Raw genomic sequence first — 18,050 nt, 5'->3', positions numbered from 1 at the left:
CCGGGCGGTCCGCGGCACAGGCTGGGATTTGCCCCGAACGCACGGCGTGGCAAGCTCCGCCGATGCTGCAAAATCGCATCACGGATATTCCCGGCCTGCGGGTCGGCCACGCCAGCGACCTGCGGATTGCCAGCGGGGTCACCGCGATCCTGTTCGACGCGCCCGTCGTCGCCTCCGTGGACGTGCGCGGCGGCGGGCCGGGGACCCGCGAGACCGACCTGCTCGATCCCGAGCGCACCGTGGAGCGGATCGACGCTCTGGTCCTGTCCGGAGGCTCGGCCTTCGGGCTCGACGCGGCGGCGGGCGTGACGGCGTGGCTCGCCGAGGCCGGGCGCGGCTTCCCGGTCGGCGGGATGCGGGTGCCGATCGTGCCCGGGGCGATCCTGTTCGACCTGCTCAACGGCGGCGACAAGGAATGGGGCCGCTTCCCACCCTATCGCGAACTCGGCTTCCAGGCTGCCGCCGCGGCGGCCGAGGATTTCGATCAGGGTTCGGTGGGAGCCGGGACCGGCGCGCGCACCGGGCGCCTGAAGGGCGGGATCGGCTCGGCCTCCGCGCTGGTGGCGGGCACGGGCTTCCGGGTCGGGGCGCTCGCGGCGGTGAACGCCTTCGGCAACGCGACGATCGGCGACGGGCCGCATTTCTGGGCCGCGCCCTTCGAGGAAGGGGCCGAGTTCGGCGGCCTCGGCTCCCCGGCCCGGGTGCCGGCCGAGGCCCTCGCCTTCCCGGCCCGGGCGCTGCCGGGTGCGGCCACGACGCTCGCCGTGGTGGCGACCGACGCGGTGCTGACCAAGGCGCAGTGCCGACGCCTCGCGGTGGCGGCCCAGGACGGCCTCGCCCGCGCCCTGGTCCCGGCGCATACGCCACTGGACGGTGATCTGGTGTTTGCCGCGGCGACCGGTGCCGTGCCGCTGGCCGACCCGGTGGTGGCGATGGCGCGTCTGGGCGACGCCGCCGCGCGGGTGCTGGCGCGGGCCGTGGCGCGGGGGGTGTTTTCCGCTAGGCGTTTGCCGGGGCAGGCTGCGGCGCCGGCTCAATCGTTGACGGGATTGCCGCCGGCTTGGGGCGAGGTGTTTCTCGGCGGTTGAATCGGGAACAGGGATTGATCCTGGTTCTACTCCGCCCGGGCGCGTGCAGCGTCAGCGGAATGCGACCCGGGACCCAGCACGAGACATCGCGCAGCGTCCGTCTGATCAACCTGTGCTGCTAACGCGGCACTTTTTATGCTGGGTCCCGGATCAGGTTCCGCTGGCGCTCCACCTGTCCGGGAAAAGGGTGCGGGCTGGCCTCGATCCCACCTCGTGCCTGCTTGGACGCCTCTCGCTAGGCCGGAGATTCAGTCTTCTGCCCGGGCGGCTCACACGTCCCCGCGGGCATCCTCCAGCAGCTGTGCCAACCCGGCGTCGACCTCCGCGCCGAGCATCCGTCGCTCGGCATCGCTGAGATCCTTGGCCCAGGTGGTGCCGCCAAAGCCCTCAGCGCAGCGCGCCCGCTCGGAGGCGATGTAGGCCTCGGTCTCGGCCGGCCGCGTCTTCATGGCGTGGACCATGCCGAACCACGCCGCACGTTCCACCACCGCCAGCCGCGCCCGCAGGCGGATCGCCACCGCCTTGTCGGGATCGATACCCTCGTCGCTCATGGCCTGTCCCCCGTCTCCTGCTCGGCGAGCCGCGCGATCAGGCCCTGGAGTTGTCCCGGCACCGGCTCGTTCGCCGAACGCGCGTAGAGCACCCGCAGTTGCCGGCCGATCTCGGCGAGGCTCATCGAGCCCTTGGCGATCACCCGGTCGGCCTGCCGGGTCAGGCTCTCCTTCTCGGCATGGGTGATCTCCTTGGCGGTCAGCACCACCACCGGCACGTCACCGTCGGGCCGGGCGCGCAGGGCGCGCAGGAATCCGAACCCGTCCATCTCGGGCATCATCAGGTCGAGCAGGATCATGCTCGGCCGCGCCTGGCTGACCCGCTCCAGGGCGATCCGGCCGTTCTCCGCCTCGTCGACGGTCCAGCCCTCGCGACCGAGCGACCGGCGCAGGCGTTCGCGCGCATCCGCGTCGTCGTCGACCACGAGGATGCGGGCCTCGTCCGGCGCTGCGGGCCGGTAGCGCTCCATCAGGCCCTTGAGCCGGTCCCAGTTGATCGGCTTGACGAAGTAGTCGGTGGCGCCGAGCGCCTGGCCGAGGCCCTGTTCGGCCACCACCGAGGTCATGATGACCGGCGTCCCGGCGAGGTCGGGGTCGTTGCGTACCGCGTGCAGCACCGCCCAGCCGTCCATGCGCGGCATCTCGACATCGAGCAGGATCGCCCGCGGCTTCAGGGCCCGCGCCAGCGTCAGGCCGGCGCGGCCATCGTTGGCGCTGCGGACATGGAAGCCCTCGCGCTCCAGGAAGCGCTGGAGGAGTTCCCGGGCGGCCGGGTCGTCGTCGACCAGCAGGACCGTCTCGTGCTGCTCGTGCGGCTCGACCGCGTGGGCCTCGGCCTCGGCGAGCGGCGCGTCCTCGGGGGCGAGCGTCGCAGGCAGGCGGATCGTGAAGGTCGAGCCCGCGCCCGGGTTGCTGGTGACGGCGATATCGCCGCCCATCGTCCGGCAGAAGGCGCGGGTGATGCTGAGCCCCAGGCCGGTGCCGCCGAACTGGCGGGTGGTTGATTCATCGGCCTGCACGAAGCGCTCGAACAGGCGCCCGATCTGCTCCTCGCTCATGCCGATGCCGGTATCGGCGATCGCGAAGGACAGCCAGTCGGCTCCGTCCTCAAGGTGGCGGCGCACCGTCAGGGTGACGGTCCCCTGCTCGGTGAACTTGGCGGCGTTGCCGATCAGGTTGAGCAGGCACTGGCGGATCTTGGTCTGGTCCTGGTGCATCGAGCCGAGTTCGGCCCCAGCCCCCGCACCCGCAACCAGAACGAAGCGGTTGCCCTTCTTCTCCACCAGGGAGCCGGTGGAATCGGCGACGTCCTGGAGCAGGTCCGCGACCGCGAAGGTCTCGGCCGAGGCGGTCATGCGGCCGGCTTCGATCTTCGAGATGTCGAGCACGTCGTTGATCAACGACAGGAGATGGCGGGCGGCCGCCTCGATCTTGCGCAGGTCCGGCAGGAGGGCGGCCTGGCCGATATCCTCCAGTTCCTCGCCGAGCATCTCGGAATAGCCGATCACCGCCGAGAGCGGCGTGCGCAGTTCATGGCTCATGTTGGCGATGAACTGGCTCTTGGCGAGGTTGGCGGCCTCGGCGGCTTGGCGCGCCCGCTCCACCGCCTCCTCGGCTTCCTTGCGCTCGGTGACGTCGACGCAGGTGCCGACCCATTCCCGCAGGGAGCCGTCTTCGGCCAGCACCGGAACGCCGCGCACCTCCATCGCACGCCAGGCCCCGTCGTGGCGGCGCAGGCGATACTCGACCTCGTAGGTGGATCGCGCCTCCACGCAGGCCGCCCATTCGTCGGCGGCGTGGCCCCGGTCGTCGGGATGGACCGCATCGAGCCAGCCCCAGCCCTGGTAGGCCTCCTCGGTCTGCCCGGTGTAGATGCTCCAGCGGACCTGCGGCGGGGTCAGCTCGCCCGCGGCGTTGGTGTTCCAGATCACGGCCGCGGAGGCATCCACCAGCGCGCGGAAGCGCTGCTCCGAGTGGCGCAGGCGCTCCTCGATGGCGCGGCGGCCGGAGATGTCGGTGTTGGTCCCGTACCAGCGCAGGACCCGCCCGGATGCGTCGCAATGCGGCCGGGCCTTCGACAGGAACCAGCGGTAGACCCCGTCCTGGCCGCGCAGCGGGAACGTGTCCTCCCAGGAGGTCCCGAGGGCGATGGCGGCCTGATAGCGCTCGGTCACCGCCGCGACATGGTCGGGATGATGGACCTTGCTCCAGCCCCAGCCACGCATCTCCTCGAGGGAGGTGCTAGTATAGTCGTACCAGCGCTGATTGTACCAGATGATCGTGCCGTCGGCCTCGGCGATCCAGGCGAGCTGCGGCAGCGTCTCGGCGAGGATCCGGTAGTCGGCATCCGTGACGGCCTCGGCGCCGCCCTCTCTGTCGCTCATCGGCTGCGCATCATCCCCTATCGGCCCCGAAAGACCCGTACCGGTATGCCTTATACACGCATCGCGTCTGGATCCGACCGCACCGGTGCGGAGGCCGGATTGCGCCGGCCCCGGAAGGCATCGATCGTGTAGAGGACGAGCGCCACCCAGATCAGGGCCAGCATCAGGGCGCGGTGCGGCTCCACGCGCTCGCCGTAGGCCAAAACGCTGAGGCCGAGCAGGCAGGTCGGGGCGACGTATTGCAGCAGGCCGAGGGTGGTGAGGCGCAGCCGCACCGCCGCGGCGGCGAACCAGATCAGCGGCAGCGCCGTCGTGAGCCCCGTCAGCATCAGGAGCGCGCGGCTTGCGGTTTCCGCAGGCAGGAACGGCTCCGGCGTGAGGACGAGCCACACGATCGCCGCCGGCAGGAGCAGCAGAGTCTCGGCCAGGAAGCCGACCAGCGCGTCGACCCCGACGATCTTCCGGACGAGCCCGTAGAGCGCGAAGGACACCGCCAGCGACAGGGACATGAGCGGCAACTCGCCGGCCCAGATCACCGCGACCCCGACGCCGGCTGCCGCGACCGCGACGGCCGCCGCCTGCATCGGCCGCAGCCGCTCGCCGAGCACCACCCGCGCGAGCGCCACGCTGACCAGCGGGTTGATGTAGTAGCCGAGGCTCGCGTCGAGCAGATGCCCGCTGCTGACGGCGTAGAGGTAGATCAGCCAGTTCACGCCGATCATCGCGGCCGAGAGCAGAAGCAGGGCGTGGCGCGGGCGCAGGGGCAGCGGCAGGATGAGGCGGTGGCGCGCCGCCAGGATCAGGGCCAGGGTGCCGGCGAACAGGCTCGACCAGACGATGCGCTCGGCCAGAATGTGGTTCGGGCTGTAGGCCCCGAGCAACCGGAAATGGATCGGGACCACCAGGCCCCAGCTCAGATAGGCGGCGAGCGCGTAGACAAGGCCCACGGTGTTCTCCCGGGCGACCCGGTCGGGCGGCCGGGAGCCGGGGCTTTAACCCGGGTAGGGTGACGGCGTCAGTGGGACGGATGCAGGGCTGCCATCAGGGAGATGGCGTCACGCCGCCCGGATCGTGGCGAGGAAGCGCCGGACCTCGCCGCCGAGATCCTCCGACTGGCGCGCCAGCGCGGCCGTGGCGGCGAGGACCTGATGGGCCGCCGCACCGGTCGCCTCCGAGGCCTCCGCGACGCCCGCCATGTTGCTGGTGACTTCGCTGGCGCCGGTGGCGGCCTGCGTGACGTTGCGCACGATCTCCTGCGTGGCCGCCCCCTGCTGCTCGACCGCGGCCGCGATCGAGGTGGCCACCGTGTCGATCTCGCGGATCCGTGCCGTGATCGTGGCGATGACCGAGACCGCCTGGCCGGTCGCCCCCTGGATCTGCCCGATCTGCTCCGAGATCGCTCCCGTCGCCCGGGCCGCCTGGGCGGCGAGTTCCTTGACCTCGCCCGCCACGACGGCGAAGCCGCGTCCCGCCTCGCCGGCGCGGGCCGCCTCGATCGTGGCGTTGAGCGCCAGCAGGTTGGTCTGGCTCGCGATGGCGGCGATCAGCTCGACCACGGCGCCAACCTTGCCGGCGGCGGCGCTGAGGTCCTGCACCAGGGCTGCGGTCTGATCGGCCTCCGCGACGGCATTCTGGGCGAGCGTGGCGGAGCCGCTGACTTGCCGCCGGATCTCCAGCACCGAGGAGCCCAGCTCCTCGGCCGCGCTCGCCACCGTGGTGACGTTGGTGGCGGCCTCCTCGGCGGCGGCCGCCACATGGGTCGAGCGATCGGCGGTCCGCGCGGCGGTGTCGGTCATGGTCCGGGCGGTGGCCTGCAGGGTGGCGACCGAGGCTGAGACCAGGCCGATGATCCGACCGACCGTCGCCTCGAAGCCGTCGGCGAAGGTCAGCAGCGTGCGGCTGCGATCGGCGGCCGCCGCCGCGTCGGCCACCCGCTTGGTCTCCGCCTGCTCGGCCGTCCTGCGGGAGACCAGGGTCTTGATCCCCTCCACCGCCTTGCCGATGGCGCCGATCTCGTCCCCGCGCCGAGCCTCCGGAACCTCCGTGGTCAGTTCCCCCTCCGACATCGCCTGCAAGGCAACCGTCAGACGGCCGAGCGGGCGCGTGACGCCGAGATTCGTCACCATCAAGCCGATCAGAATGCTGACCGCAATGCCGGCCGCCGATAGGCCGATCACCCAGAGCAGGGTCGATCGGATGTCGGAGCTGAGCGTCGCCGAGCCCGTCTCGATCGCGGCACCCAGATCGTTCGTGAAGGCGTCGAGTTCGGTGAACAGCGTTGTCTGCAGAGGATCCACCTTCTTGTGGGCGAGGGTCAGCGCCTGGGCGCTCATGCCCTTCTTGACCATGGCGCACATTTCGCCGGTGAACTTGGCGTAGGTATCGAGTAGCTCGGCGATCCGTTCGGTCCGGTCGTGAAAGGCCGCCGGGGCGTTTCGGCGCACGCCGTCGATGAGCTTGCCGGCCTCAGCCGGAAGCAGCTCGAAGGCCGCGCCGATCCGGTCGGACTCGTCTGGATCGGCCTCGCCGAGGGCGCGGAAAGCCACGTAGCTCATCTGATAAACGGTGCGGCCGAGGCGCGCCGCCATCGTGGCGGCGGTGGCATCGCGGCCGAGATAGGTGCTGTAGGTCGCGTCGGCAGCGACCATCCGCTTTGAAATATAATACAGATAACCGGCTGAATTCGCGGCGATGAAGGTGAAGGCGAATACAATCTTCAGTGATATGGAATTTCTGAACAGACGATTCACGGCCAAAGCTCCGAGAAAATCTGTGCTTATATCGCGCGCACTAAAGAAGTCGATAACAATTCTGCCCATTGATGGGCGTCAGATCAAAATCGGGACAGCCTCGATAGGATCTCTATTCAGCGATGCAGAGAGATCAATTAATGCAATTTATAGTCTATGATCTTGTCTCGCGAAAGTCGCGCGAAACATCATAGCTGACCATCGCACGATGTGCTTTTGCCGACGCGCTGATCGACCCACGGATCGCGCTCCCCCACGCGACGATGCCCTCGCCCATCAGCTGCCGTAGGACGAGGCTACGATCGGGGCGCGGGCTTCGCGCGATCTGCCGGAGCGTGTGGTCCAGTCAGGGTGCGAGCCATGTCCCGCACCAGCCGGACGCATCTCTGCTCCACGCCGCCCGGCGATGGCCGCGGCGATCGAGATAAAGGAACTCCAACCGCTCGGCCCTGAGCAGCACGGCGGCGAAATGCGGCCGGCCGACCGTAGCGGCGGCGGTCTCGTCCGGCATCGTGTAGGCGTCCCCGGCCGGGAGCGTGGTCCCAGGGCCGGGCTCGGCCCCGTAGCAGACCCGGCTCATCGCTCGCGATCCTGTCCAGGCCGCCTCCGCCACGGCATCGTCGGTGTGGAGGGTGGCGTGGCCCTCCACGCGGATCTGGGTCTTGGCCGCCGCATCATACGCCATGAGCGCGCAGGCCGGGTTCACGGCGATCTCGGCTGCCTTGCCGGACCGGCGATCGCAATGGAACCGGAGGGTCCCGGTTTCCGGATCGGCTTCGCGCAGCACCACGGTGCGCAGTCGCGGCGCGCGATCCGTGCCGAGCGTCGCCAGCGCCGGCAGGTGGAACCCGCTGCGCCCCAAAGCGGCGCCCTCGGCCAGGAGCCGCCAGAGTTCGGCGAAGCTGGCATCGCGGTCGTCGTAGAAGGCCGGCAGCGGCGGGCGGGTCATGCCGCACCTCGTTTCCGTTGCCGCTCGCGGAAGATCAGCGCGAGGTTGCGCAGATAGATGCCGGTGGACAGGCTCTGGCCGATGATGATCACCGGTTCGCGCCGGACGAAGCCGTAGACCAGGGTCATCAGCCCGCCGAGGATCGACAGGAACCAGAAGGACAGCGGCATCACGCTCCGCCCTGCCCGCTCGCTGGCGATCCATTGCAGGATGAAGCGCGAGCCGAACACCACTTGGGCGACGATGCCGAACACCAGCCAGAAATCCATCCGGGTGATGAACACGTCGTAGAAGTAGTCCGGCAGATCGTGGGCGAGCTGGATCAGCATCCGACGTCCTGGTCTGCCGGCGTCCCGGCCGGCGCGGCGATTTCGTCCGGGTGCGGGTCGGCGCGCTTGCGCCGGATCAACCACCAGACACCCGCGAGATCGAGCAGCCCGACCCAGAGGCGGTCGAACAGCCCGTAATTCGAAACGCCGGTCAGCCGCGGCCGGTCGACCACGTCGCGGTGGACCACGGCAAAGCCTTCCCGGGCAACGAGCGCCGGCATGAACCGGTGCAGCGCGTCGAAATAGGGCAGTCGCAGATAGACGGCGCGGCGAAAGACCTTGAGGCCGCAGCCGGTGTCACGGGTGGAATCCTTGAGGATGCGCCCGCGCACGCCGTTGGCGATCCGCGACTGGAGCATCTTGAACGGCCCGTCCTTGCGCCCGCGTCGCTGGCCCTGGGCGAGCCCGGTTCCGGGACCGGCAGCATCGAGGGCTTCGAGCAGGATCGGGATGAAGGCCGGATCGTTCTGGCCGTCGCCGTCGAGGGTCGCGACGGTCTCACCGCGCGCCGCCAGGACACCGCTGCGTACGGCAGCGGACTGGCCGCCGCCCCGGCTATGGCGCAGCACCCGGAACCAGGGCCGCCCCACCCGCGCCGCAGCCAGCGCCGTCGGGGTGGCGTCGGTGGAGCCGTCATCGACGCAGATCAGCTCGAAGGCGAGGCCCGCGCAGGCAGCCTCGATCTCGGCCACCAGAGGCGCGACGTTGCCGGCCTCGTTGCGCATCGGCACGACGACGCTGAGACGGAGGGGCTCGCTCACGGTGCCACCCCGTAGGCCGTCACGAACACCCGCCGGCCGGTGTTGAGGTTGAAGCCCTCGACCTCGGCCATCGGCGCGGGCGCCCCACTGCCCACCGGCCAGGCGGCGTTGAAGTCGTCGCGGTCCCGGGCCTCGACGAACAGCAGCCGGCAGCCGCCAGCCTCCAGGAACTCCCGTGCCGCCGACCCGTCCGGCGGCAGGGCGAGGCCGGTGCCGATCAAGAAGACGAGGCTCGGCTCCCGGTAGCCGAGGCTGGCCACCTGCGGAGTGGCACAGGGCATCCGGTCGCGCAGGGCGGCGAGACGCGGCGAGACCTTGAGGGCCGGCAGCGAACGCTGCGCCACCCCCAGCACCGCCGGACCGAGGAGGCACGAGGCGAGCACCCCGAGCACCAGGGCGCGCTCGGCGGACCCCTGCGCGAAGGCCAACCACGCGAGCATCGCTACCGCGCAGGCGGCGGCGAGCAGGGGCAGCGCCGGCCAGGGGATCGTGTGGCTGTCGAGGCGCCAGCCGACGATGCACAGGCCGATGGTCAGCGCCACGGGGATCGCCGGCACCAGCAGCGCGGTCAGGCGGGCGCCGCGCAACCGTGGATCCAGCGCCCCCCGGGACAGGGCCAGTACGGTGAGGATCGCCAGCCACGGCATCAGCGGCAGGACGTAGTGAGGCAGTTTGGTCGGCACCGCCTCGAAGATCAGCCACGCGGGTAGCACAGCGGCGATCAGGAAGGCGATGGCGGGCTCGCGCCGGGCCCGCCACGCGAAGGGCAGGCTCATGGCGGCGAAGACGGCACCGGGCCAGAAGATCGCGAAGAACGCGAGCGTGTAGGCCCCGGGCGGTCCCCAGTGCCGCTCAGCCGCGCCGCCGACCTTGCCGAGCATGTCGTGCCCGATCGCCTCGGCGTAGAAGGCGCTGCCGCTCTTCCACGCGATGGCGGCGAACCAGGGGGCGACCACGGCCAACGTCAGGACGAGGCCCGGCAGCGGCCGCAGGGGCAGCAGCCAGCGCCCGGAACGCGCCACGACCGACAATCCGAGCGCCGGCAGGGCGACGAAGAGCGGCACCATCGGCCCCTTCACCAGGATGCCCAAAGCCATCCCGAGCCAGAAGGCGGCAAAGACCGGGCCGGACGGTGACCGGCCCGCGCGCGCCGCCAGCCACGTCCGGGCCAGCGCGCCGAGGCTCGCCGTGGCGCAGGCCGCGAGCAGCGCGTCGGTCTTGGCGAGATGCGCCTCGGCGTTGAGCATCAGGCAGGCGCCGTAGAGGGCGGCGGTGAGCAGTGCGGCGCGGCGCGGCAGGAAGGCGAGCGCGGCCCAGTAGGCGAGCAGCACCGAGGCGGCGGCGCCGATCAGCGAAGGGATGCGGTAGAGGGCGATCTGCGTGCGGGCATCCGGCACGCCGAGAGCCTCGCCGGCCGCTACCGCGGCGGCCTGGGCCCAGTAGATCCCCACCGGCTTCTTGTTGCGCGCCTCCCCCTGGAAGCGGATGTTCACAAGATCGCCGGTCTCCAGCATCTGCTTCGACGCCTGGGCGAAGCGCGGCTCGTCCCGGTCCATCGGCTGCAGCGCGATCTGGCCCGGCAGGAACAGGATGCAGCACAGCGCCAGCAGGGCGGCGACGGCGCGGACGTGGGTCAGGCTCAGCGTGTCGAGCCCGCGGCCGATCCGATCGGCGGGTGCGAGGCGCGTGGTGCCGCCGGCGGAGAGGCTCGTGGTCATGCCGGGCCGGTCAATCAGGATCGCGCGGGAAGGTCAAATGCACCGGGCGGCTCGACGCAGCGGATATCCGTATCGGGGGGCATTCGGTGCCGCTGCGCGGCGATTCCTGTGCTGGGTCCCGGGTCGCAATCCGCTGGCGCTCCATGCGCCCGTGAGAGGGCGGCGCGTTTCAAGGAAAACTGCCCCCTTTTCCCGGACAGGGGCAGCGTCGCGGAACCTGATCCGGGACCCAGCACGCGCAGCGCCGCGCAGCGGCACCTTCCTCAAGCAACCAGCAGCGGCCGCAATTCGCGCATATCGGCCACCGCCTCCAGCGCGTTGACCCGCGCGATCAGCCGATCGGTCTTGTCCGGCCCGAGCACCGGCGCCATCAGGTCGCGCGCCTTGGCGTTCACCGCCTCCGTGCTCAGCGGGTTCTCCTTCGTGCCGGGCGGATGCCGTGTGTGGTGCTCGACGATCCGGCCGTCCGCCAGCGTGATCGTCACGATGGCGCCGCGCGGGGCGGCCGGATCCATCAGGGCCGGATCACCCGCGACGTCCACCTTGGCGCGCTCCGCCGCGATCGCGGGATCGTGCATCAGGCCGGCATCGTGGCTGTCGGCGAACGAGACCGCCCCCTTCACCAACGCCAAAGCCACGAGGTGCTGGCAGCTGACATCCGGCATGGCGCTCGCCCCGACGATGCCGACGGCATCGGTTGGCAGCTTCACCAGGATGTGGCGCACGGAATCCGGCGTCAGGCCGTATTGCCGGCGCAGCGTCAGCGTCGCGTCCAGCGGCGATTGGATCGGGTAGCCGACCGAATAGGTCTTGATGGCGGTTTCGGTGACGAAGAAGCGGCTGCCCAGCCCCTCCAGCATCGCGTCGGGCTTCGGCGCGGTCGAGAGCGCGTTCAGCAGGTTGTGGCGGCCGTCGAGCACGTCCGACACCCCCGTCAGCCCCGCCTCGACCATGCCGACCGCCGTGACGCCGTTGCGCGCGCCCATGCCGGCGAAGTCGAACGCCTTCTCGACATGGTCGTGATCGCGCACCCAGCTCCACAGGCCGGAAACCTGCTGGGCCGCGTAGGACAGCGCGAAGCGCATGCGGCGCTCGTCGAGGCGGGCCAACGAGGCGGCGGCACCGAGCGCCCCGAAGGTGGAACTGGTGCCCTCCGCGCTCCGGTGCGTGCCGCGCACATGGTCGGGTCCCAGCGCCAGGAGCAACCGGCAGCAGAGATCGTAGCCCAACGCCACGGCCCGGACGAACTCGGCGCCGGAATTGCCGTGCAGCTCGGCCAGCGCCAGGGCCGCCGGCACGGTGGCGCAGCCGGGATGGGCCTTGGTCACAGGCTCGAAATCGTCGGTCTCGTCGGCATGGGCGCACATGGCGTTGGCCAGCGCCGCGTTCACCGTCGTGGTTCGGAAATCCGACGCGACGATCCCCGCCTGCTCGGTGCCGCCGAGGGTGCGAACATAGGCGAGCGCCATTTCGCCGGGCCGCATCCGGGCGCCCGACACCATGGCGGCCAGGGTGTCGAGGATCCGGTGCTTGCAGGCGATCAGCACCTCCGGCGGCAGGGTCTGGTCCCGGGCCGCCGCCATGTAGCGGGCGAGCCGCCCGGTCACCTCTGCATCGGCAGCGATGGCCGCACAGCTTTGAACGAGGGCCAGGGCGCCGGCACCCTGGATCAGCCGCCGCCGGGTCGGTGCGCTCACGCGTTCGCCCGCAGGCGCGCGAAGCCAGCGTCGAGATCGGCCTTCAGGTCCTCGACGTCCTCCAGACCGATATGGAAGCGCAGGGCTGGGCCGCCCGGCGCCCATTGCGTGGCGGTGCGGTAGCCGGCGCAGTCGAACGGGATCACGAGGCTCTCGAAACCGCCCCAGGAGAAGCCCATCCCGAACAGCTCCAGCCCGTCCAGCAGGGCGGCCACGGCCGCCTCCGGCACGGGCTTGAGAATCACCCCGAACAGCCCGGAGGCGCCGGAGAAGTCGCGCTTCCAGATCGCATGGCCGGGATCTTCCGGCAGCCCGGGATGGAGCACGCGCAGCACCTCGGGCCGCGCCTGGAACCACCGGGCCATCTCCAGCCCGGCGCGGCCATGCTCGCGCAGCCGGAGGTTCATGGTGCGCATGCCGCGCAGGGCCAGGAAGATGTCCTCGGCGCCGGCGCACATGGCGAAATGCTCGAAGGTGCGCCGCACCGCCGGGTAATACCGGGCGTTGGCGGAAGTCAGGCCGATCAGCAGGTCCGAGCCGCCGCTCAGGTATTTCGTGCCGGCCTCGACCGCGATGTCGACGCCCCGCTCATGGGGCGGAAACAGCAGCGGCGTCGCCCAGGTGTTGTCCATGATCACGCAGGCGTCGCGGGCATGCGCGACCTCGGCGATGGCCGGGATGTCCTGCATCTCGAAGCTCTGCGAGCCAGGCGCCTCGACCAGAACCGCCTTCGTGTTCGGCCGCATCAGCGCGGCGATGCCGGCGCCGATCGTGGGATCGTAATAGGTCACCTCCACGCCGAACCGGGACAGCACGCCGTCGCAGAACTGGCGGGTCGGCCGGTAGGCGGAATCGGTGACGAGGAGGTGGTCGCCCGCCGAGACCGCGGCCATCAACGCGACGGTCAGCGCCGCCAGCCCCGAGGGCGTCACGACCGTGCCGGCGGCGCCCGCGAGTTCGGTCCAGGCCTCGGTGAGCGCGTCCATCGTGGGCGTCGCCGAGGTGCCGTAATTGTAGCGCCCGCGCCGGTTCTTGATGGCATCGTAGGTCGGGTAGAGGACCGTGGACCCGCGGTAGATCGGCGTGTTGACGAAGCCGTGCTGCGCGCCCGGATCGCGGCCCGCATGGACGAGGCGCGTCGCGGGCGCGAAATTCTTTTCGGGCTTGGGCGTCAGGGACATCGGGGACCGGTGATCGCGTTGCTCTGCGACGCACGAAGCCCCCGGCATCCGATGAGGTCAAGCCGGCGGCGTCATCCGGCTGCACCCGTCAGGACAGAATTTCGCGCTCAGGGCTTCTCGGGCGGATCCGTATTCGCGGCCTCCTCGTAGGCCTCCATCCAGCCGGCGCGCTCCTCGGATCCCTCCGGATAGGGGCAATCGCTCACGGGCTTGCCGTAGAGGCGGGCGTTGCGGCCTTGGATGAACGGGCTGTCGCTCGCGGTGGCTTGGACGTTCGTCAATATCGCCTCCCGAAGATTGGCGGTGGAAGCCCTGGAGTGGGGCTTCGTTAACGGCCGCGGCGCTATTCTGTTGCCGTCTCAAGTCGCGTATCGGATCGTCGATTGCGTATCCTGCGTTCCCTCATCGGCGGCATTCTCGTCCTCGCCTCCACGGCGACGGTCGTGTTCGTCAGCGCCGACCGGCTCGCGCATCTGGCGCCGGCGCCGGTGGTCCGCGCCGCCCAGGCCGAGCCCTCCGCCACCGGGTCCCTGCCTGCGCCCATCAAGGCTGCCCCGGCGCCGAAGCCGGCTGCGCCCGGCATCCCGAACGGATTCGACACCGAACGGCTCCATGCCCTGATGCGGGGCGATCCGATCCTGCCGGGGCGGTAAGGTGCAGGCGGGATATCGCTTATCCCACCCTGGACCTCATCCTGAGGTGCCGGAGCGAAGCGGAGGCCTCGAAGGAGCCTTCCAGCTGGCCGCGCGATCCCTGGAGCCCTCCTTCGAGGCCCGCTGACGCGGGCACCTCAGGATGAGGGGGATGGATTGCAGTAGCTCGGAAGGCCTACCGCGCCGTCCGAAACACCTGCAGGTCGAGATCCCGCACCTTCTTGCGCAGGGTGTTGCGGTTGACCCCAAGCAGCTCCGCAGCGCGGATCTGGTTGCCGCGGGTGGCGGCGAGTGCCGCGCCGATCAGCGGGCCTTCGATCTCCCGCAGGATCCGGTGATAGAGGCCGGGCGGCGGCAGCGTGTCGCGATAACCCGAAAAATAATCCGAGAGGTGCCGCTCCACTGCGCTCGACAGGCTCTCCGATTCGCCGCCGGCCTTGCGGCCGGCCCCGTTGGTGGACGACGACGCGGGCGCGGCCAGCGGCAGCGTGTCGAGCTCGGCCTCGATCACCGGGCCGGTGATCGTGTCCTGCGGATAAAGGGCGGCGAGCCGCCGGACGAGGTTCTCCAATTCGCGGACGTTGCCGGGCCAGCGGTAGCGCTTCAACCGCTCCATCGCATCGCCGTCGAGGGACTTCCGGGTCAGGCCCTCGCGCTCGACCATCACGAAGAAGTGGCGGACGAGGTCCGGCACGTCCTCGGATCGTTCACGCAAAGCCGGCAGCCGCAGCGGCACGACGTTGAGCCGGAAGAACAGGTCCTCGCGGAAGATGCCCTGCTGGATCGAGATCCGCAGATCCTTGTTGGTCGCCGCGATGATGCGCACGTTGGTCTTGATCGGCACCCGGCCGCCGACCGTGGTGTACTCGCCCTGTTGGAGTACGCGCAGAAGGCGCGTCTGCGCCTCCATGGGCATGTCGCCGATCTCGTCGAGAAACAGCGTGCCGCCCTCGGCCTGCTCGAACCGGCCGGCCGAGCGCTGGAGCGCGCCCGTGAAGGCGCCCTTCTCGTGGCCGAACAGCTCGGATTCGATCAGGTCGCGCGGGATCGCCGCCATGTTGACCGGCACGAACGGGCCGGTGCGGCGGCGGCCGTAATCGTGCAGCGCCCGGGCGACCAGCTCCTTGCCGGTCCCGGATTCGCCGGTGATCATCACGGTAAGGTCGGTCGGCATCAACCGGGCGAGCGCCCGGTAGATCTCCTGCATGGCGGGCGAGCGGCCGACCAGCGGGATGTCCTCGTTGTCCGGCGGCGCGCCGGACGGCGCCGCGCCGCGGGGCCGCGACAGCGCCCGGCCCACGATCGCGATCAGCTCCTTCAGGTCGAAGGGCTTGGGCAGGTACTCGTAGGCGCCCCGCTCCGAGGCCCGGATCGCCGTCATGAACGTGTTCTGCGCACTCATCACGATGATCGGCAGCTCCGGCCGCACCCGCTTGATGCGCGGCAGCAGGTCGAACACGTTCTCGTCGGGCATCACCACGTCGGTGATGACGAGATCGCCCTCCCCCTGCGCGACCCAGCGCCAGAGGGTCGCGCAATTGCCCGTGGAGCGGACCTCGTAGCCCGCCCGGGACAGCGCTTGATTGAGGACGGTGCGGATGGCGGCGTCGTCGTCAGCGACGATGATGTGGCCGTTGGGCATGACTCTCTACTCAGAGCTCCGACGGGGGCCGGACGGGGGAATGCGACTTCACGGATCGACCGCCGATTCGCGACCGTCGCGGGCGCTCGACATCGGCAGGAGGATGCGGAACGTCGTGCGGCGGGGGGCGGGATCGCACTCGACGATCCCTCCGTGATCGCCGACGATCTTGGCCACCAATGCAAGACCGAGGCCGGACCCCTGCGCCTTGGTGGTGACGAACGGGTCGAACAGGTCCTGCAACAGCTCCGCCGAGATGCCGGGACCGTTGTCGCGCACCGCCACCTCGATCGGCAGGCTGACCCGCTCGCGGGAACCCGGCACCTGCAGGCGCAGGCCGGTGCGGAAGGCGGTCGACAGGGTGATCTCGCCCTCGACCGCGTCCGGGCCGATCGCCTCGGCGGCGTTCTTCACGAGGTTGAGGATCACCTGGATCAGCTGATCGCGGCTGCCGAGCACCGGCGGAAGCGACGGATCGTAGGTTTCGACGAAGCGGATGTGACGCGCGAAGCCCGACTGGGCGGAGCGCTTCACCTGATCGAGCACCCCGTGGACGTTGACGGCGCCGCGATCGGCCGGGCGCTCGTCGCCGAACAGCTCCATCCGCTCGACGATACGCACGATCCGGTCGGACTCATCGCAGATCAGCCGGGTGAGCAGCCGGTCCTCTTCGGCACCGGTGCCCTCTAGGAGCTGCGCGGCGCCGCGGATGCCGGCGAGCGGGTTCTTGATCTCGTGCGCCAGCATCGCGCCGAGCGCCACCATCGAGCGCGCGGCGCCGCGATGGGTGAATTGCCGGTTCATCTTGTCGGCGATGGTGCGCTCTTGGAGCATCATCACCACGGCATCGCCGTCGTCGCCGAGCGGGGTGGCGAACACGTCGACGCTTCGCTCCAGCCCAAGGCGGGGCTGGGTCAGCTCGACCCGGTACTCACTGACGCTGGCGCCCCGGCGCCGCACCTCGGCCACCAGGGCGATGATCGGGGAGGCGAACGGGATGATGTCGCGCAGCCGGCGACGCTGCATCAGGCGCGCGGAATAGTCGAAGAACGCCTCGGCGGCGTGGTTGCAATGGAGGATCTGCTCGTCGGCGCCGATGGTCAGGACCGGTAGCGGCAGGGCGTTGAGCACGGCCTCGGCGGCGGTGTCGCGCCGTCCGCCGATTGCCTGCGGGGGGCGTTCGTCGCTCATGCAGCCTCCCGCACCGTGATCGCCGGACCCGCGAAGGCCCGGGCCAGCAGGTCCAATGCAGCCGCCGGATCGGTCGTGGTCAGGAGCGCCGACCGCTCGGCCGGCTCCAGCGCCCCGCCGGTCTCGGCATAGGCGGCGAGGTGTTTTCGCGCGTGGCGCACACCCATCGCGTGGCCGTAGAGCGACAGAAGGCCGGCATAATGCTCGGCGGCCAGCGCGGCCTGCTCGGTGCGTGACGGTTCGGGGACCGGCCGGCCGGCCAGCGCCGCCGCGACCTGTCCGACGAGCCAGGGCCGCCCGGTCGCAGCCCGGCCGATCATCACCCCCGCGGCGCCGGAGGCTGCGAGGCAGGCGCGGGCGCTCGCAAGGTCGGTGACGTCGCCGTTGGCGATCACCGGGATCGCGACCGCCTCCACCACCGGCCGGATCGCCGCCCAATCGGCCGTGCCGGTGTAGAATTGCTGCCGGGTCCGCCCGTGGACCGTGACGGCGTTGAGGCCCAGCCGCTCCGCCCGGGCCGCGAGGTCGGCGGCGTTGCGGGTCGTGTCGTCCCAACCGAGGCGCATCTTGACGGTCACCGGCACGGAGACGGCGTTCCGAACCGCGGCAAGAAGCCGTTCCGCGTGGTCGAGATCGCGCATCAGGGCCGAGCCCGAGGCGATGCCGGTCACGATCTTGGCCGGGCAGCCCATGTTTACGTCGATGACATCGGCGCCACTGGCTGCCGCGAGCCGCGCGGCCTGCGCCATCGGCTCCGCCTCGCAGCCCGCGAGCTGGACCACGTGAAGGTCGACGCCGGACCCGTCCGCGCGCAGGGTCGCCTCGCCGGCGCCGCGCGTCAGCTCGCGCGCCGCGACCATCTCGGAGACGACGGCGTCGGCGCCGCAGCGGCGGGCGATCCGGCGCATGTGCAGGTCGGTGACGCCGGAGAGCGGTGCCAGCAGGCAGAGCGGCGCAGGCTGTGCCCCACCCTCCACCGGCCGTCCCCCGCGCAGCGCGCTCAAATAATGATCAGTCGCCATTCTGCCCAACAATGAGGCAAGGCCCGTCCGCTGGCAAGCGGGGCCGCGCGTTGATTTCGAAGCCTCCCCCGCTTAAACGACGGGCTTGCTCATCGGCAGGGCAGCCGCGTCACGGCAGGTCCGCGTCCGGCCCG

At 70.6% G+C, this 18,050-nt stretch carries 16 protein-coding genes; 2 read left to right on the top strand and 14 right to left on the bottom strand.

Features of this window, described 5'->3' with window-relative positions:
* Positions 1-62: 62 nt before the first annotated feature.
* Complete coding sequence (locus OXS27_RS18755; RefSeq protein ID WP_267358223.1) at positions 63-1,088, top strand: P1 family peptidase; 1,026 nt, start codon at positions 63-65, stop codon at positions 1,086-1,088.
* Between the two features lie 269 nt (positions 1,089-1,357).
* On the opposite strand, the gene OXS27_RS18750 is transcribed toward OXS27_RS18755, so the two are convergent.
* The 11 genes from OXS27_RS18750 to OXS27_RS18700 all read right to left on the bottom strand — a co-directional run bounded on the left by OXS27_RS18750 (position 1,358) and on the right by OXS27_RS18700 (position 13,689).
* Entirely contained in the window at positions 1,358-1,639 is a 282-nt protein-coding gene (locus OXS27_RS18750; protein WP_243918577.1) for a hypothetical protein, read from the bottom strand.
* Complete coding sequence (locus OXS27_RS18745; protein WP_267358222.1) at positions 1,636-4,023, bottom strand: response regulator; 2,388 nt, start codon at positions 4,021-4,023, stop codon at positions 1,636-1,638. Before OXS27_RS18745 ends, OXS27_RS18750 begins: the two co-directional genes overlap by 4 nt.
* A 50-nt stretch (positions 4,024-4,073) precedes the next feature.
* A complete protein-coding gene (gene rarD / locus OXS27_RS18740; RefSeq protein WP_267358221.1) occupies positions 4,074-4,970 on the bottom strand; it encodes an EamA family transporter RarD in 897 nt (298 codons plus the stop codon).
* Between the two features lie 108 nt (positions 4,971-5,078).
* Entirely contained in the window at positions 5,079-6,773 is a 1,695-nt protein-coding gene (locus OXS27_RS18735; protein WP_267358220.1) for a methyl-accepting chemotaxis protein, read from the bottom strand.
* 346 nt (positions 6,774-7,119) lie between these two features.
* The gene (locus OXS27_RS18730) at positions 7,120-7,722 is read right to left on the bottom strand and encodes a pyridoxamine 5'-phosphate oxidase family protein (protein ID WP_267358219.1); all 603 of its coding nucleotides are present in this window, start codon (positions 7,720-7,722) and stop codon (positions 7,120-7,122) included.
* Positions 7,719-8,051 carry a lipid-A-disaccharide synthase N-terminal domain-containing protein gene (locus OXS27_RS18725; protein ID WP_243918587.1) on the bottom strand — a complete coding sequence of 111 codons (333 nt, stop codon included), beginning with the start codon at positions 8,049-8,051 and terminating at the stop codon, positions 7,719-7,721. The genes OXS27_RS18730 and OXS27_RS18725 overlap by 4 nt, the downstream gene beginning before the upstream one ends.
* Entirely contained in the window at positions 8,045-8,812 is a 768-nt protein-coding gene (locus tag OXS27_RS18720) for a glycosyltransferase (RefSeq protein WP_267358218.1), read from the bottom strand. The genes OXS27_RS18725 and OXS27_RS18720 overlap by 7 nt, the downstream gene beginning before the upstream one ends.
* Positions 8,809-10,530, bottom strand: coding sequence for a glycosyltransferase family 39 protein (locus tag OXS27_RS18715; RefSeq protein ID WP_267358217.1), 1,722 nt, complete (start codon positions 10,528-10,530; stop codon positions 8,809-8,811). The genes OXS27_RS18720 and OXS27_RS18715 overlap by 4 nt, the downstream gene beginning before the upstream one ends.
* Before the next feature lie 263 nt (positions 10,531-10,793).
* The gene (locus OXS27_RS18710; protein ID WP_267358216.1) at positions 10,794-12,227 is read right to left on the bottom strand and encodes an MmgE/PrpD family protein; all 1,434 of its coding nucleotides are present in this window, start codon (positions 12,225-12,227) and stop codon (positions 10,794-10,796) included.
* On the bottom strand, positions 12,224-13,408 hold the full coding sequence (gene metC / locus OXS27_RS18705) for a cystathionine beta-lyase (RefSeq protein WP_243918593.1): 1,185 nt from the start codon (positions 13,406-13,408) through the stop codon (positions 12,224-12,226). Before metC ends, OXS27_RS18710 begins: the two co-directional genes overlap by 4 nt.
* A 107-nt stretch (positions 13,409-13,515) precedes the next feature.
* On the bottom strand, positions 13,516-13,689 hold the full coding sequence (locus tag OXS27_RS18700) for an Rmf/CrpP family protein (protein ID WP_243998565.1): 174 nt from the start codon (positions 13,687-13,689) through the stop codon (positions 13,516-13,518).
* Between the two features lie 102 nt (positions 13,690-13,791).
* Here OXS27_RS18700 and OXS27_RS18695 point away from each other — a divergent pair, with 102 nt between their 5' ends.
* Positions 13,792-14,061 (top strand): hypothetical protein, encoded by a 270-nt coding sequence (locus OXS27_RS18695; protein ID WP_243918603.1) that lies wholly within the window; start codon positions 13,792-13,794, stop codon positions 14,059-14,061.
* Positions 14,062-14,236: 175 nt separating this feature from the next.
* Here OXS27_RS18695 and ntrC read toward each other — a convergent pair whose 3' ends face one another.
* From ntrC to dusB, 3 genes are read right to left on the bottom strand one after another with little or no spacing between them, the layout of a single operon-like run.
* Complete coding sequence (gene ntrC / locus OXS27_RS18690; RefSeq protein WP_243918605.1) at positions 14,237-15,703, bottom strand: nitrogen regulation protein NR(I); 1,467 nt, start codon at positions 15,701-15,703, stop codon at positions 14,237-14,239.
* A gap of 48 nt (positions 15,704-15,751) precedes the next feature.
* Positions 15,752-16,894 carry an ATP-binding protein gene (locus OXS27_RS18685; RefSeq protein WP_243918607.1) on the bottom strand — a complete coding sequence of 381 codons (1,143 nt, stop codon included), beginning with the start codon at positions 16,892-16,894 and terminating at the stop codon, positions 15,752-15,754.
* A complete protein-coding gene (gene dusB, locus OXS27_RS18680) occupies positions 16,891-17,916 on the bottom strand; it encodes a tRNA dihydrouridine synthase DusB (protein ID WP_267358215.1) in 1,026 nt (341 codons plus the stop codon). Before dusB ends, OXS27_RS18685 begins: the two co-directional genes overlap by 4 nt.
* Between the last annotated feature and the right edge of the window lie 134 nt (positions 17,917-18,050).

The organism is Methylobacterium sp. GC_Met_3 (assembly GCF_026540775.1).
In the GTDB taxonomy this organism is placed as follows: Bacteria; Pseudomonadota; Alphaproteobacteria; order Rhizobiales; family Beijerinckiaceae; genus Methylobacterium.
This window is presented reverse-complemented; position numbering and strand designations above follow the sequence as displayed.